This is a genomic window from Kribbella sp. NBC_01484 (assembly GCF_036227145.1).
In the GTDB taxonomy this organism is placed as follows: Bacteria; Actinomycetota; Actinomycetes; order Propionibacteriales; family Kribbellaceae; genus Kribbella.
Genome location: NZ_CP109437.1, coordinates 6,805,441 through 6,822,098, shown reverse-complemented (window position 1 = coordinate 6,822,098; position 16,658 = coordinate 6,805,441). Strand labels below are relative to the sequence as shown.

The window sequence follows — 16,658 nt, the reverse complement described above, 5'->3', positions numbered from 1 at the left end:
GTTCAGGACGACCCGAGCTCTCGGGGGTTTGAGCCGTTCAGGGCCCCGGTGTTGAAGCCAAACAGCACCGGGGCCCATATTCACGACCGCTGCGGGATCGGAGCCGCGTACGGCGCGTCCGGGAGGCCGAGGTTCCGCCAGACGAACCGCGGGATGCGGGCCAGGAAGCCGTGCAGGAAGAGCGAACTGTGGGCGATCGCAGGCTGGCTGTGCACACCCGGTGAGAACCACGCCCAGTCGTCCGCAATCCGGAACGACGCCGGTGGGTTCGCCATCAGGTACTCCATCTGGCGTGGATGGATGACGTCGTACGCGAACTTGGTGTCCTGCGCGGTGACCGCGAACTGATCGTTGAACGCCTCACTCTCGAAGCTGATCCCGCGGCCGAACCCGCGCCGCGCGACCTGGATCCACGGCATCCGGGCCGGCAACTGGAACCCGAGGACCGGCTCACTGTGGTTCTCGACCACGGTCCGGGTCTGACTCCGGCCTTCGCTGTCGGTGTAGCTCTCCGTCCGGGTGGTCTTCCAATGGTGCGTGAACGCGACGAACGGCGGCCCGTCACCGTCGCGACCCCGGACCACGTCGCTGGTGCGGTGATCGTGGCCCGACCGCGTCACCGGGGTGAACTGCAGCAGGCTGTCGTCGACGTCGATCCAGTACCACTCCGGGTGCTGGTAGAACGTCAGCCGCGGCGGGCGCTCCGGCTGGATCCAGCCATCCAAGGGCGCGGCGTCGATCGCTGCGGCGGCCGTGGCGAGCTGCTCCAGCCAGCGACCGAGGCGATCGATGTCCTTGCGCGGCGGGTCGAGCAGCACCAGTTGGTCACCATCGACGCTCAAGTTCACCCCCGGCTGGCCCGCTGCCATCGCGCTCAGCTGCCCACACAGCTGCGGGGTCAACACCGCCGCGGCGAACGCCGGGTCCAGCGCACCGATCTGCCAGCCCGGTCCGAGCTGCGCCGGGGACGGTACGCCGGTCGCCAAGACGCCGTACCGCGGCTGCGTCTCACCACCGGTGATCCACAGCTCCGGCAGCCGGCGGGAGAGGCCGACCATCCCGACCCAGCCCGACCAGTGCTCGGAGCTGTACTCGACCACCTGGAACGGCCGGCCACCGCTGGTCAGCCCGGTGATCTGATCGTCCGGCCGCCGCCGGAACCCGATCCCGAACGGCGGATTCCCCAGCCTGGCCACCGCATCGAAGGTCGGGCTGTTCACGAACGTCCAGCCCCGGTCCCGCACCGACCGGATGTACTGCTGCCGGCGTACGAGCGCGACGATCCCCCAAACCACCCCCGCCGCCACCAGCAGCACAACGATCAGCCCGACAATCCCCAGCCCACTGGCCATGCCCACCTCCTTCCGGAGAAAGCTATCGGCTGAGGGGGTTCGGAAGCGGCTGGGCGTGGATGATGTGGAGGCGGCTGACGGCTCGGGTGAGGATGACGTAGAGGCGGTGCAGGCCGCGGGGTTCGGCGGCGACGATCTGGGCTGGTTCGGCGACGACGACGGCGTCGAACTCGAGACCCTTCGCCAGGGTGGCGGGGACGCAGACCAGTCTGGTGGTGTCCATCTCGTCCTCGGTCTCGCCGAGGAGAGCCGGCTCCAGGCCGGCGGCGGCGAGGGCGTCGCGGAGGTGGGAGATCTGGTCGTCGGCTGCGATCAGCGCCACCGAACCTTCGCCGGCGAGGGCGGTCTTGCACGCGGCAACGAGCTCGTCGGCGAAGGAGTGCTCGTCGGTCTCGACGATGGCCAGCGCATCGGCGACGGTCCGGACGCCGCTCGGAATGCCGAGCGTGGGAGCGATCTGTGGGAGGAGCTTGGCCGCGAAGTCGATGATCTGGGCCGGGACGCGGAAGCCCCGGTCGAGTTCGGCGACCACGGCGTCCGACTTGTCGAGATGACCGAGGACCCGGTCCCACGAACCGGCGGCCCACGCGGTGGTTGCCTGCGCCAAGTCCCCCAGAACCGTCGCCGAGCCGGTGCGGCATCGCCGGCCGAGCGCACGCAACTGCATCGCCGACAAGTCCTGTGCCTCGTCCAGCACGAGATGGCCGAGCGAGCCCGTACGGCGCTCGACCAGGTCCTCGAGTTCGTCGAGCAGCACGGTGTCGGCGAACGACCACTTCGCCGACTTCCACGAACGCGGCGGCTTAGGCCACAGCAACGCCGTACGCTCGTCCTCCGTCAGCAGGTCGCCCGCTACCCGCGCGAGGAAGTCGGCATCGGACAGCAGCCGGTGCAGCACCTGCTCGGGTGCGACGCGCGGCCACACCGCGTCGATCAGTTCCTTCACGGGCTTCGAGCGGGCCACCGCATTCTGCACGCGGTCGTCCGGCGACTCCGCACGCTGCTCCATCCGAACCAGGACGACGTGCGCGATCCGCTGCGCCAGCGCGTTCCGCCCCGGCGCGTACCTGGTCGACTCGCGCAGGTCGGACACGATGTCGACCACCTCGTAGTCGTGCACTCGATAACGCCGGGATCCCTTGCTGTAAAGGATTCCCTCGGTCGGCGTACCGACATACGACCACAACGCCCGGTGCAGCACCTCGGCCATCCGGGCGTCACCCTTGACCCGCTCGGCCTCCGCTGCGTCCACCGCCGCGGCCGGCCGGCTGATCAGCTCCTCGATGATGATCTGCCGTACGTCGACCTCGCCGAGCGCGGGCAGGACCTTGCGGATGTACGACAGGAACGAGCGGTTCGGCCCGACGATCACGACACCGCCGCGACTCAGCCGCTCCCGTTCGGTGTAGAGCAGATACGCCACGCGGTGCAGGCCGACGGCCGTCTTCCCGGTGCCGGGCGCACCCTGCACGCAGACGGACGGATGCAGTGCCGCGCGGACCAGGTCGTCCTGCTCCGGCTGGATCGTGGCGACGATGTCGCGCATCGGCCCGGTGCGCGGCCGCTCGATCTCGGCGCGCAGGAACGCGTCGGCCTGATCGGTCTCGACCGTCCCGATCAGCGGCTCGTCCTCGAAGCCGGTCAGCTCCGCGTGATCGGAGAAGCCGTAGCGGCGGCGCATCAGGACCCGCTGCCGGTCGCTGCGGGTCGCCCGGTAGAACGGCACCGAGACCGGCGCCCGCCAGTCGATCACCAGCGGTACGCCGCTGCCGTCGTGCACGTGCCGGCGACCGATGTAGATCTGGTCCAGGTCCTCGATCGTCCCGGCCTCGTAGTCGATGCGGCCGAAGAACAACGGCACGTCGGGGAGATCGAGCAGGGCCTGCGTGCGCATCTTCTTGGCCCGCTCGTTGGCCTCGTTGGTGAAGCGTTCGTCGTTGTCCTCGCCGCCGATCAGCGGGACGTCGCGGGCCTCCACCTCCTGGTACATCCGGGCGAGCGCGGCGCGGGCCGTGGTGAGGAAGGCGCGTTCGGTGTCGAGTTCTGGTTCGGCCATCGGAGAGAGCCTCGAATCGTGGAGAGCTTCGGATGGGGACGATCAGCAGGGTCCCGCCCCGGAGCACAACCATCCGGTTCGATTCGATCCCGAAAGACAGGTCGAGGACGCTACCAGCGGCCTCGGCAGCCTGCCACCGAATATCCGGCCGATTGGCGGAATGCCACGCACGGGCAGCTCTACGACCGTCAGGTGGTGGCGGGCTTCGGGCGTGACCAGGTCCATGACGTTGGTCTGATCGCCGCACGGCTGGGCAGCGGCCCCCGCCCACCGTTTCGTCGATGCAGATCTGCTTCGACCGGGTCACCGACATGGGTCAGAGAACGCAGTCAGAGAGCGCAGTCGGGGATTGGCGTCAGAGGGGTTGGAGGCGCCTTCCGAGGTACGGTCCGCGACCGCACAGCGACCCTGCGGTTCACCTATTGTCCAGGCGCACGCCGAACGTGTCGTCGTCCGAATAGTCAGTGTGCCGGTCTCCCAGGTCATCGGTCAGACGCTGCCCTGGACCGTCGGCCTGATCGGTCTGGCGACGGTGATCTCGTTCGCCGTCGGCATCTTGCTCGGCCGGGCCGCCGGCTGGCGACGCGGTTGTTGCGGGGAGCGCGCTCGACATGAGCCCGTCGTGCCGACGCTTGATTCAGAACGCCGCCAAGCCCAGCACTTACGCCGCCGTCGAAGTGGAGGCGGTCGAGGTGGCGGCAGACGCGCCAGTGGTCGCGGCAGTGGCAGTGGGAGGCGCCGCGAGGGCGCCAGAGGGCTTTGTGGAATCGCCCCAGGGGCCTGAGAGGCTGCGCTCGGGTCCCGGCTGATCGTCAGCAGAGTTGTGCTGGTCGGCATCCAGCGCGAGGTCGCCCCAGGGGTCGAACGTGCCGCCAGACAGCGTGGCGAGCTCGCCGCGGCGAGCAACTGTCGGGGGCGGTTTCACTGGATCGCCCCAGACGTCGAGGCCGGTGGCGGCAGGGGCTTTGCCGGCTGGCTCTTTGGGTACGCCGGAAGGGCGGCCGCCGGAGCCTTCACCCCACGGATCGACCTCGGTGGCGGGTGGGCGCTGCTTGGCGCGAGTGGGTCGTTCGTCGGGCGTGTCGCCCCAGGGGTTGAGGCGTGCGGCATCCTCAGCGGTGATCCAGGGTGGGTCGGTGTCGCGTGGCCAGGCACGGGTGACGGGGCCGCCCGCGGCTCCGCCGGTCGTGGATGCGCGACCGGTGGTGGCGTCGGTTGTGGGTGGGTGACCGGTGGTGGTGCTGGTTGTGGGTGTGGCCGGGGGTGGGTGGGGTGTGGTGGTTGGTGGCCGGTATCTGTCGCGGGGGACGGGGTTGGGGGTGGCCCAGGCGGGGCGGGCGACCTCGACGATGCCGTTGGTGATCTGGATCGTCCAGTGCCCGGCGTGCAGGTCACGGTGACACCGTTTACACAGCAGCACGAGGTTCGTGATCTTCGTGGCGCCGCCGTCGATCCAGCTGATGACGTGGTGGGCGTCGCAGTAGATGGGTGGGGCGCCGCAGCAGACACAACCCTTGTCGCGGGCGATGAGGGCTTTGCGGATCGGTCCGGTCGCGAGCCGCACGGTGGTGCCGACGTCGAGTGGCTGGGAATCCGAGCCGAGCACGATCGGCAGGATGTGGGCGTCGCAGGCCAGGCGGCGGATGGTGGCCGCCGACAGCGCGTCGCCGTAGATCAGGTGGCCGAGTTTGTCGGCGGTGGCGGCCTTGAGGTCGTTGAAGTCAATCGTGACGATGATGTGCGGCTTCGGGCCGTGCCCAGGAGCGGCCCCGCGCCCTTGACGGTTGCCCGCATCGCTGCCCGCGTTCTCGGTGCTGGTGGCGGTCCCCGCGGGTGTGGTGTCCGTGGTGGTGGCGGCGCTGCCTGCGGGCACGAGGCTGAGTGGGGCGGTGGTGGCGGCGGCTGTGCCCGCTGTGGGGTTTGTGGTGGTGAGGAGGGTGGTGAGGGCGTCGGCTTGGCGTTTGGTGCGGGGGCGGGGGTCGGGGGCGCCGTCGATGGTTTTGTGGGGTTTGGCGTGGGTGTGGATGAGGGTGCGGAACAGTTCGGCGTTGTCGTTGGCCAGGTAGCCGGTGAACGCGACGCCGTTGGCGGCGTTCTTCAGGGTGAGGGTTTCGCGGTCGTAGGCTTTTTGTTCGGCGGGTTCGGGGCCGTCGGTGTCGAGGCGGTCGCGGACGAGGCGGCCGGCCTTGCGCAGGTCGAGGGGGCCGTGGGTGCGGCCGAGTTCGACCAGTTGCTGTTCGGCGACCCGCAGGTCGTCGGCCGGAACGGTGGCCGGGACCTTGTCCAGCGCGGACACGATCGCCTCGGCCTGCGCCGGATGCAGCAACACCCCCACCCCCGCACCATCCACACCCGCGCCATCCTCGCCAGCACCGTGCTCGCCGGCATCGTGCTCGCCGTCGTTCCCATTCCTGCCGCTCGTGTCGCTGTCGGTCGCGTCGTCGGCGGTCAGGTCGCTGTCGCTGGCGCCGGTATCGGTCGTTGGGTTGTCGGTCAGGGGGTTGGGGTCGGGGAGGGCGGCGGCGACGGCGGGGTATTTGGGCAGGGTGGTGGCGAGGTGGACGTCGCGGCGGGCCTTGGTGGGGTCGATGCGGTAGCGGAAGGTGAGTAGCCGGGCGGTGGTGCCGGCGCCGAGTTCGTGGGCGTGGCCGGTGGTGTCGAGGCCGGCGATGAGGTGCAGGGCGAGGGTCTCCAGGCGGGCGATCTCGGCGTAGGCGGCGTCGAGAGTGGACAGCATGTCGCTGCCGCTCATCGACCACACCGGTCGCTGTCCGAGAATCTCCATACACAAACTGTAAACAGCCTCGCCGACAGTTCTCAAACCCGGATGCCCTTGTTTTCAAGGGATTCCATTCACAAGAGACTATCCACAGCGGTCAGGGGCTGTGCACAGCCTCGCGCGTGAGGCGGGCCGCTCTCGTACTGCCCGAATATCAGAACGATTGCCGCTAGCAACCACCTCGACCGGGTGTGACGGCCCGGACGGGTGGTTGACATCATGTTTCGGCCGTCGTTGTCGAGGTCCTGTGGACTCGCTGCACCTCGCGGTCGTTCAAGCTGCGTTGCGCGTCCAAGGCCTTGCGGAGACACGTTGGAGTACACCGAGCACCGCGACGTCGTTGCCACCTTGCACGGCGAGAATCGGCCCGTGCACGCGAAGCTCCGTACGGCGTCATCTGATCAACCGCAGTCAGTCGACTCCAGGCGGGAGGTGGCGCGGCTCAACCGGAGCTGGTCCGCAACCAGTCCGGAATGTACTCGTCGTCCCGCGGGAACTCAGCAAGGTCGGCGGCGTAGATGCCCGCGTCGACAGGGATCGACCAGGCAGGTTCATGGTCGTAGTCGAAGTCGGTCGTGAACCGCCCGTCCGCGGTGACGCCGACGTGCGCGGTCAGCCACGCGCCCTTGCCCGGCTGGTACATCTGTCGCCGCAGGGCCTCGAAGAGGTCCTCGAGCCCGTCGGGCAGCGGGTCGAGCTGCGCCGGCTCACCACCCGGGCCGACCAGGGTCGCATCCAGTTCGGCGTACGGCGCTGTGGCCCGGTAGACCGCGCTCACTTCACGCCATCCGGCGGGCAGCCCGGCGGTCAACGCACGGGCGATCGCGTCGATGGTGCCGATCTCGCTCATTCTCGTCCCCGGGCCGGCGGCGGTTTGGTCTCCTTGAAGATACGCCGTGGGGATCGCCGGCCCTCGCGCCGGTCGACGACGGTCCGGGCCGACGGGCGGCGCGACGTACCGTTCGGGTGCCGGACGTCGATGGCGGCGTGCACCTGGATGCCGGCCGCCCGCAGCGCCTGCCAGGTCTCCTCCATCCGGCGCCAGTTGTCGCTGCCCTTCACCGCGCGGTTCTGCGTCCGCGACTGCGCGGTGAGATTGATCGCCTCGCCGGGGCCGTCGAACACCGTCGCGAACAGATGACCACCATCGTCGGTGCGCTCGCGGTCGGGCTCGCCGGCCTCGCGCTGCGCGTCCAGGTCGCGACGCTCGTCGTTCTGCTCCGACGGCAGCCAGCCGAGCCACCCTTCGGCATGGGTGACCCGGCCGGCCTTGTCCGTCGCGTACAGGTAGCGGTCGTCGACCACGTAGACCGACGACGGCTCCGGTGCGGACAGGTTGTCGTTCCAGTGATCCGCCCGTCCCGACTTCTCCTTGCGGACGGGCAGACCGGCGTACCGCTCCGGCACTTGCACCACATCGCCGGGGCCGTACCCGACCGCCCGGACGTCGGCCGGATCGGCAGGTTGCTCGATCCGGCCCGGCGCCCGGCGCGATCGGTCCGTCATACCTTGATCAGCCGTCGTTCTCCGCGGACGGGATGACGGCACCCGGCACGTCGGCCGGAGCGACGATCTTGTCCTCGCCCGGGTACGGCGTGGACCAGTCGTGCGCCTGGTACCAGTCGAAGTGGTTCATCTGCGCCGGGTTGGCGAAGTCGGCCTTCGCGTTCGGACCGGTGGTCCGCTGCTGGGCCAGCCACGTCTCCCACAGCGCGGCGACCGCCTGCTGGTCAGCCGGGACCGTTGCCTTCGGCACCGGCGCGGCGTTCGGGTTCTGCGCCGCGGGGACATCCGCGCCACAGGGCGGCAGCGTGGCCAGACCCGCCGTCAGCGACGTCCGGTTGGGAACGGCGTTGAACGGAGTGAAGTTGGGCTGCTGCGTGAACGCGCCGAACATCGGGGTGGCCGCGGTGTCCTTCTGGTTCATCGGCTTCATCCCGAGGATCTGCTCGATCGTGCGGATCGTCGTGATCTGCGTGTAGTAGTGGCTGTCGACGACGCCGTGCTGGGCGTACGGGCTGATGATCTGGATCGGCGCCCGGTGGCCGTCGATGTGGTCGAGACCGGCCTGGGAGTCGTCCTCGAGGATGAAGATCGCCGAGTCCTTCCAGTACTTGCTGTGCGAGATCTCGTCCACGATCCGGCCGGCGGCGAGATCGTTGTCAGCCACCCCGGCCGGGCCGCTGTTCGGGCCGCCGGTGTGGTCGTTGGACAGCCAGAACATGTTGAGGTTGGCCGGTCCGTTCTTCTCGAAGTCCTTCTTCCAGATCTCGGTCTTGTAGATGTCCGGGACGTTCAGATCGAATTGCGGAAAGCCCTGCACCGACACGTCGTTCAGCGACGGGATCGCCGAACCGACCTTGATCGGGTAGGCGGTGTCCTGACCGGTCGCCTGCATGTTCTTGGTGTCGCAGTACAGGTTCTGCCAGGTCGCGCCGGCCGGCTTCTGCTCGATCGACTGGAACTCGCCGAAGTCCTTGACGGTCTTGCCGGCCGCCTGCGCACCGGTCCAGATGAAGCCGCTCTTCTGGTGGCCGAGCGCGTCGTTCTCGGTGTCGTAGGTTCGGATGTACTCACCGGCCGAGGACTCGCTGTACTCGGGGTTGTCGGCCTGCATCAGCCAGTTGTGGCCCTCGGCCGAGTTGGTGCCGATGTCGTAGGTGTTGTCGTACAGGCCGAACTGCTTGGCCATCGCGTGCTGGTTCGGCGTGACGTTCTCGCCGTACTGCGTCAGCGCAGGGTCGCCGTTGCCCTCCGGGATGTCGCCGTACACCTGGTCGTAAGTCCGGTTCTCCTTGACGATCATGAACACGTGCTTGATCGTCGACGGGTCGCCGAGTCGCAGGGGGACCGGTACCGCGGCCGCGCCCGTGGCGTCGGCCGTCGCGGCCGAGCCCTTGTCCCAGCCGTTCTGCTGGAAGACCTGCGCCGTGAGGCCATGGATCGCCTGGTCGTTCGGCAGCGTGAACTGGGTCAGGCTGGACGTGGTGTCGTGCGTGCTGTGACCGGCGGCGGTCGTCGTACGGCGGGCGTCCACACCGCGGGTGTTGGACACCACGATCTTGGTGCCGACGGTCGCGATCTCTGCCGGGAAGTAGTCCGTCGGGACCAGGCCGACGTAGCTGACCGGCTCCAGCGGGTTCTTGTACTTGTAGACCGCGACCGCGTTCGCGCGGCCGAGCGTCACCAGCAGGTGACCGTCGTCGGTGAGCGTCACACCGTTCGGCTCGTAGCCGACCGAGGCCTCCGGCCACGGCTGGGTGGCGATGGTCTGGACGACCTTGTCGCTCGTGGTGTCGATGACGGACACGTTGTTGGTGGCCGTGTTCGTGACGAACAGGGCACCGTTCTTGGCGTACAGCGCGGTCGGGTGCAGACCGACGTCGATGCTCGACGCGGCGGCGGCCGGGTTCGCCAGGTCGATGACGCTGACCGTACCGGTCGTGGTGGCCGCGGTGACCTGGGAGGCCACCACCTGGGTGCCGTACGAGTTGATCGTCGGGTCACCCGGCTTGGCCGGGCGGCCGCCCTCGTTGCTCACGTACAGCTTGTTGCCGACCACAACCATGTCACGCGGCGCGTTCCCGACGGCCCAGCTCTGCTTGACGGTGCCGGTCGCCGTGTCGATCGCGACCACGCGGTTCTGGCCGTTCACCGCGGAGTACACCGTGGAGCTGTCGGCCGAGAACACGGCCTCGCCGACCAGCGCGCGCTTCGCGCCGTCCGCGGCGATCGTGACGAACGTCGGGTTGGCCAGCGAACCGTCCGGGTTCACCGTGAACCTGCGGTAGCCGTCGGCCTGCCCGAGCCACAGTTGCGACCCGTCCGGCGAGTACGTCGGGCCTTCCTGGCCGATGTCGTTCCCGGGGATCCTCAGGTCGGCGGCGGCGTTGTTGCCGACGTACTGCTGAACCTTCCAGTTCTTCAGGTCGATGATCGCGAGCGCCATCCCGCCGTCGGTCACGGAGGCAGCCATGTGGCTGCCGTCCGCGCTGACCGTGGACGACATGATCTTGCCCTTCTGGAGGACCAGGCGATCGCCGAGCGGCTTGATGTACTGGTCGCTCGAGATCACCTCGCCCTTGTCGGTGACCTGGCCGACCTGGTCGTAGCCGAATTGGTGGGTGGCGGCGACTGCAGTGCCGGCTAGGGCCACGGCGACAGCGGTCGTCCCCGCTGTCACGAGTGGTATCCGGCGGCGAAGAAGGGTGGTGAGGCCCTTCTCGTCACGCCGGCGGCGGCGTGTTACCTGCATGGGGTTTATCCCTTCGGGGTGGACGGAAGCAGTTCGATGTTGGCGTCGAACTGCCAGAGCGGATTCGGTTCGTCGCCTGCCGGGGTCCGGACCAGGAAGAAGCCGTTGACTTCTTTCGGTCCGTCCCCGTCGGCGACGTACCGTCCGAGCGGGTTGATGTCGAGTTGGTAGATGGCCGAACCGGCCGCTTCGACACCAGGGATGTGCCAGCTCACCACGCAACGCCAGTCGTTGCCGGCACCGACGGCGGCGACCTGGTCGCCGCCCTTGGTGCAGGCGGCCGAGGTCTGGAGTTGCGCCTCGGTGACGTCGGGCCGGTTGAGCTGCTTGGTCTGCAGGCGATAGAGGTGCGCGAACGACGTGGCGACCGACCGCTGCACCTTGTCCTGGTCGATCCCGGAGCCGACCCCGGCCACCGAGGCCAGCACCCCGGCGGTGAGGCCGAACAGTACGACGAGCGGCAGCAGGCCGGCGGTGATCGCCAGCCGGCCGGATCCGTCGTGGGCCGGGTTGGTGAAGTCACGCCGGACGAAGAGGAAGTAGGCCAGGGCGGTCGCGACGACGACCCACACCAGACTGACCGCGATGCCGATCAGCAGGGGTCCGCGTTGTGCCGGGCTGGTGAACAGGCCGTTCCAGCTGATGAAGGCGTAGCCGGGCAGTGCGTAGCGGATCGCGACGGGGACCGGGAGCTGCTGAACGATCTGCATCGCCAGGGCGACCACGGCCGGCAGCAGCAGGCCCATCGGCGACCGGCCCAGCGCGACGGACCCGAGCAGGCCGATCGCGGCGAGAGCCAGCGTCGGGGCGAGTGCGCAGGCCCAGGCGAGCAGGACCCTTCCGGCCGCGTCGCCTGGTGACAGCAGGTGGCCGTCGAGGCCGTTCAGGGATCGGTTGCCGACGACCACGAGTCCACTGATCGTGCTCGAACACACCATCCCGATCACGAGCACCACGATCACGGTGAGGCTGGACAGCGCCTTCGACACGAAGATCCGTCGCGGCGATCGCACCGCGACCAGGAGATGGCGCCAGGTGCCGAGCCGGTCCTCGGAGGCGAACACGTCACCGGCGATCAGCGAGGTCAGCAGCGGGAGCGCCCAGGATCCCGAGAAGCCGAGGATCACCAGCGGTCCCGCCCACCCGGTCGCATGCATCCAGCGGCCGAACAGGGTGTCGACCGGGAGCGCGGCCTGCTGGCTGATCACCGCGACGAAGAGCGCCGGCGCGAGCCAGCACGCGACGATCAGTAGGCGCACGCGCCACTGTGAGAGCAGCTTGACCAACTCGAAGCGGTAGGCGCGCGGGACCGAGACGCTGCGGGCGACGGGCGCCGCAGTTTCCTTGGTGGCTTCGGCGACGGTGGCGGTCATCGGTCCGACTCCTGCTGTTCGGTGAGATCGAGGAACGCGGCTTCGAGTGGCGACACGACCGGTGCGAGCTCGCGCACCGCGACCCCGGAGTGCACGAGCCCTTTGACGAGCTCGTCCAGGGCAGGCACCGAGGCGGACACCACCAGCATGTCGGCGCCTTGCCGTACGCCGCTGTCGTCGACGACCCGGATCCCGGCCGTCTCACCGGCCAGCCGGTGGGTGGCGTCAGAGTCGGAGGTGACGAGCCGGTAGTCGAGCTCCCGGCCCTCGGTGGCCAGCTTCGTCATCGGGCCGGAGAAGACGACTCGTCCGGTGGCCAGGATCGTGACGTCCGAGCACAGTGCCTCGACGTCGTCCATCCGGTGACTCGACAGCACCACGGCGGTCCCATCGGCGGCGAGCCGGGTCAGGACGCCGTACACGTGCTTCTTGCCGGCGGGGTCGAGGCCGTTGGACGGTTCGTCGAGCACGAGCAAGCGCGGCTTGGTGAGAAGCGCAGCGGCGAGGCCGAGGCGCTGACGCATGCCGAGGGAGAAGCCACGGACCCTGTCGTCGGCGACGTCGGTCAGCCCGACCTGCTCGAGTGCGTCGCCGATGCCCATCGTCGGTGCGTCGCCGCGGAGAGCGGCCAGGGCGGCGAGGTTCTGCTTGGCCGTCAGCGATGGGTAGAGACCAGGACCGTCGACGAAACCCGCGACGCCCTCCGGGACGGCGAGCGCCCGGCCGACCGGCGTACCGAGGATCTCCAAGCTGCCGCTGTCGGCGACGGCCAGCCCCAGCAGGAGACCGAGCAACGTCGTCTTGCCCGCACCGTTCGGCCCGACCAATCCGTGGAGTTGTCCCTGCGCCACGTCCAGATCGATGCCGTCGAGGGCGACCACCTCACCGAAGCACTTGACGATTCCGCGAGCCCGCACTGCAGGGGGTGTGTCCATGGTTCCCTTCTCGGTGTTACTGACGGAGAAACATTAGAAAGGAATACAACGTCGGGCAGGAACCGGCGGTTGAACGATCGAAGAACGGGAGACGTCCGCTGTTCATCACGCTCTCAGCCGGCTCTCAGAAGTTCCCCGGCGAGGTACATCCGGCGTCGCCGCGAAACTTCCCTTCGATGGAATACCCATCAAGCGTAAGTTTCAACCCATGCCGGAGTGGCGTTTTATCGGTAGGCGCGAGCCTGGAGTTCGAAGAGCTCGGCGTACCGGCCGCCGTGGGTCAGGAGGTCTTCGTGGGTGCCGACCTCCTCGACGCGACCGTTGTGCATGACAACGATCAGGTCGGCCATCCGGACGGTCGAGAACCGATGGGAGACCAGCACGGTGATCCCTCCCGTCTCGGTGGCTGCGATCCGGGCGGCCGCGGCGTACTGCTCGTAGAGCCGGTGCTCGGCCTCGGGGTCCAGTGCCGCGGTAGGCTCGTCGAGGAGCAGCAGGAGAGGGCGTTCGCGCATGAAGGCCCGGGCGAGAGCGAGCCGCTGCCACTGGCCGCCGGACAGCTCGACGCCGTCGGTGAACTTCTTGCCCAGTTGCGTATCCAGCCCACGCGGCAGTCCGGCGATCAGCGACTCCGCGTCACCTCGCGCGATCGCAGCCCGGATGGCGGCCTCGTCGTCCGCCCGCTCGACATCGCCGATCCCGACGACCAGACCCGCCGTCAGCTCGAACTTCACGAAGTCCTGGAAGCCCGCCGAGAGCTGTGACCGCCACGCGTCCGGCGAGATCGTCGCCAGGTCGACGCCGTCGACCAGGATGCGTCCGCTGGTCGGGTCGTACATCCGCGCGAGCAACTTGACCAGCGTCGTCTTGCCGGCGCCGTTCTCCCCCACCAGCGCGACGGCCGATCCCGCGGGCACGGTGAGATCGATCGCGCTCAGTACGGCGGAATCCGAGCCAGGATAGGAGAATCCGACGTTCCGCAATTCGATGCCGGACCTCAGCCGGGCCGGCGCCGGCGTGACGCTCTGCTGCCACGCATTCTCCTTCGCGTACTCCCGCAACCAGTCGTACCGGCTGAAGCTCCGAACCACCTCGCCGACCCAGTACACGTTCTGCGCGATGCCGCCGGTCATCTGATCCACCTGCGGCGCCAGCAACAGCACGAGGACGACGTCGCCCGCGGTCTGCAGGCCGTCCCTCGCCCGGGCGATGATCCACACGACGGCCGCGGCGTACGCGAGACCGAAGGCCAGCCGCACCACCCCGTCGACCTTTCCGCCCCAGCGCGCCGCGGCGACCCGGCGCTGGAATCGCTCCGTCTGGAGCGCGAAGATCTTGTCCAGCAAGACCTTCCCGAGCCCGAACACGCGCAGCTCCAGCCCTGTCCGTGGGTCCTTCGCCACCTCGATCAGCCGGTCCACCAAGCGCTCCTGCGGCAGTGAGTCCTCCCAGGCCTTCTGCTGTCGCGTGCTGCTCAGGTACGCCGACCAGATCCGCGTCGCACCGAGCAACGGCAGCACGAGCAGCAACGGCTGTACCGAGCCGAGCAGCGTGAGCACGGTCGCCGTGTTGGTCACCGTCGCGAACGCCCACAGCAGCACCTCGGCGCCGACGCCCATCCGCCACGCGCGCTCGCGGACCAACTCCAGCCGGTCGGCCACGTCCGGTCGCTCGTGATGCGACAACCCTGGAACACCCGTCGTCACGTCCAGCAGGTCGGCGTGGACGCGACCGGCCATCCGTTCCTGCGCGGTGTCCTGCAACGGCCAACCCACCACGTCGGCCACGAACGAGACCGCGAGGCCGCCGACGATGATGCCGATGCCCAGGGCGATCGTGCTCGACTGGTCCGTCGCAATCCCGTCGACGAGCCGGCTGACGCCGTACGTCTGCAAGGGCGCCGTGATCGCCCGCGCCGCGACGAGCACGGTCGACATCGCCATCAGCCCCGGCGCGGCCCGGAAGGACGTGGCGAGCCACAGCCAGAGGATCCGCAGGCTACGCATCGACGGCCTCGCTCTCCGGGTCTTCCGGCGCCGTCACGTACCGCTCGGCCTGCAGCCGGAACATGGCGGCGTACGTCCCGCCGTGCTCGAGCAGTTGCTCGTGCGTGCCGTCCTCGACGATCCGCCCGTCGGCCAGCACGCAGATCCGGTGCGCGTTGCGGACCACCGAGAACCGGTGCGAGATGATCAAGGACGCCACCCCGGACGTGAGCTCGAGATACCGCTCGACCAGCTCGGCCTCGGCCCGGACGTCGAGCGCCGCCGCCGGCTCGTCCAGCACGAGCACCCCGGCCCCCGCATGTACGGCGAACAGCGCCCGAGCCAGCGCGATCCGTTGCCACTCCCCGCCGGACAGGTCGACACCGCCGTCGAAGGTCTTGTCGAGCACGGTGTCCCAGCCGGCCGGCAGTCCGCGCACGACCTCGTCGATGCCCGACTCGCGGGCGACCTTGGCGAGGGTGATGTCGTCACCGGCCCGCTCGACCGCGCCGAACACGACGTTGTCCGTCACCGACAACGGGAACCGCAGGAAGTCCTGCACGATCGCGGCGATGCGCCGCTGCCAGGCGGTCAGGTCGAGGTCCGCGAGGTCCACGCCGTCCACCGTGATCCGGCCGGTGGTCGGCCGGTACGCGCCACCGAGCAGCTTCACCAGCGTGGACTTGCCGGCACCGTTGACGCCGACGAGCGCGAGCGCCTCGTGCGCATGGATGGTGAGGTCGAGGTCGCGCAGTACGTCCACGTCCGAGCCGGGATAACGGAAGCTGACGTTCTCGAAACGGATCTCCCGCGCCGGCATGGTCTCGACGCGATGGCTGCTGACCGCGGCCGGCTCCGGGTGGCGGTCGGCGATCGTGCCCGGCAGATCCTTCATTGCCCGGTACGCCGACAACCCGCGCCGCACCTGGACGACGCCGTACCCGTTGCTGGACACCCCGATGGCGAGGATCGCCGGGACGGTCGTCGCGACCTGGGTCAGGGGCAGGTCGCCGTCGAGTGCGGCCCGGCCGACCAGGAGGATCGCGAGCCCGTTCGCCGCCAGGTGCAGACCGCCGGTCAGGACCGACCACTTCACGTTCTTGCCGCGCCGGTCCCAGACCGCGCGGAAGCCCGCGGTCCACTCGCGGACGTAGCGTTGGACCAGCCAATCATGCAGTCCGAAGACGCGGAGCTCCTTGGGCGCATCGCGCATGCCGAGGTCGAACAGGTAGTTCGCCCGCCGCTGCTCCTCGGTGTTGCCCCACCACACGTCGATCTCGCGCTCGATCAGGCGGCCGCCGTACCACTCCAGCAACGCGGTGACCGCGACGAGCATGCCGGCGACCCACCAGGAGAACATCACGCCGACGATGACCGCGGAACCGACCAGGGTCACGCGGCTGGCCATCAGCCAGGGCAGATTCGCCAGGCCCTGAGCGAGATGGAAACCGCCCTTGCCCTTGGCCCGATCCTGAACGTCCAGCACCTCCGAGTCCTCGAGGTGCGTGACCCGGCGCGGACGGAGCAGCGGCTCGGTGATGCCGGTGCCGATCTCCCGGACGAGCGCCGCGTCCATGATCAGCGAGGCCACCCGGTGGATCGCGGGCGTCAGGCTGTCCAGGACGAAGACCGTCAGCAGCGCCCCGAGCAGCCAGCTGAACTCTGTCATCGACATCGCTCCCGGGGCGTCGTCGATCACACCTGGAACAGCCCCGACCACCTGACCGGTGAGCAGCGTGACCCCCATGCCCAGGACAGAGCCGAGGACAGCCAGACCCATCGTCAGAGCGGTGCTCCCAGGTGCCACCCGCAAGGCGTATCGCAGCAGAGTCAGCACCCAACCGACCGTAACGGCGACCACCGACAAAAGCATCCGAGTTTCGGTCAGCCCCGCAATCGCCGGGCTTACCCTCATCTCAACGA

Annotated in this window: 10 protein-coding genes; all 10 read right to left on the bottom strand. The window is 69.0% G+C overall.

Annotated elements, in window-relative coordinates; all coding sequences use genetic code 11:
• Positions 1–80: 80 nt before the first annotated feature.
• Entirely contained in the window at positions 81–1,352 is a 1,272-nt protein-coding gene (locus tag OG555_RS33045) for a hypothetical protein (RefSeq protein ID WP_329476479.1), read from the bottom strand.
• A 22-nt stretch (positions 1,353–1,374) separates the two neighbouring features.
• Complete coding sequence (locus OG555_RS33040) at positions 1,375–3,408, bottom strand: HelD family protein (protein ID WP_329476478.1); 2,034 nt, start codon at positions 3,406–3,408, stop codon at positions 1,375–1,377.
• 661 nt (positions 3,409–4,069) lie between these two features.
• Positions 4,070–6,193 (bottom strand): HNH endonuclease signature motif containing protein, encoded by a 2,124-nt coding sequence (locus OG555_RS33035; protein WP_329476477.1) that lies wholly within the window; start codon positions 6,191–6,193, stop codon positions 4,070–4,072.
• A 436-nt stretch (positions 6,194–6,629) separates the two neighbouring features.
• Entirely contained in the window at positions 6,630–7,037 is a 408-nt protein-coding gene (locus OG555_RS33030) for a hypothetical protein (protein ID WP_329476476.1), read from the bottom strand.
• Complete coding sequence (locus OG555_RS33025) at positions 7,034–7,693, bottom strand: DNA/RNA non-specific endonuclease (protein WP_329476475.1); 660 nt, start codon at positions 7,691–7,693, stop codon at positions 7,034–7,036. The genes OG555_RS33030 and OG555_RS33025 overlap by 4 nt, the downstream gene beginning before the upstream one ends.
• Before the next feature lie 7 nt (positions 7,694–7,700).
• Positions 7,701–10,442, bottom strand: coding sequence for a bifunctional YncE family protein/alkaline phosphatase family protein (locus tag OG555_RS33020; protein ID WP_329476474.1), 2,742 nt, complete (start codon positions 10,440–10,442; stop codon positions 7,701–7,703).
• A gap of 5 nt (positions 10,443–10,447) precedes the next feature.
• Positions 10,448–11,815 (bottom strand): ABC transporter permease, encoded by a 1,368-nt coding sequence (locus OG555_RS33015; protein ID WP_329476473.1) that lies wholly within the window; start codon positions 11,813–11,815, stop codon positions 10,448–10,450.
• Positions 11,812–12,750 carry an ABC transporter ATP-binding protein gene (locus tag OG555_RS33010; protein WP_329476472.1) on the bottom strand — a complete coding sequence of 313 codons (939 nt, stop codon included), beginning with the start codon at positions 12,748–12,750 and terminating at the stop codon, positions 11,812–11,814. The genes OG555_RS33015 and OG555_RS33010 overlap by 4 nt, the downstream gene beginning before the upstream one ends.
• Before the next feature lie 224 nt (positions 12,751–12,974).
• Positions 12,975–14,756: an ABC transporter ATP-binding protein gene (locus tag OG555_RS33005; protein ID WP_329476471.1), complete on the bottom strand. Its 1,782-nt coding sequence runs from the start codon at positions 14,754–14,756 to the stop codon at positions 12,975–12,977.
• Positions 14,749–16,572 carry an ABC transporter ATP-binding protein gene (locus OG555_RS33000; RefSeq protein WP_329476470.1) on the bottom strand — a complete coding sequence of 608 codons (1,824 nt, stop codon included), beginning with the start codon at positions 16,570–16,572 and terminating at the stop codon, positions 14,749–14,751. The genes OG555_RS33005 and OG555_RS33000 overlap by 8 nt, the downstream gene beginning before the upstream one ends.
• Between the last annotated feature and the right edge of the window lie 86 nt (positions 16,573–16,658).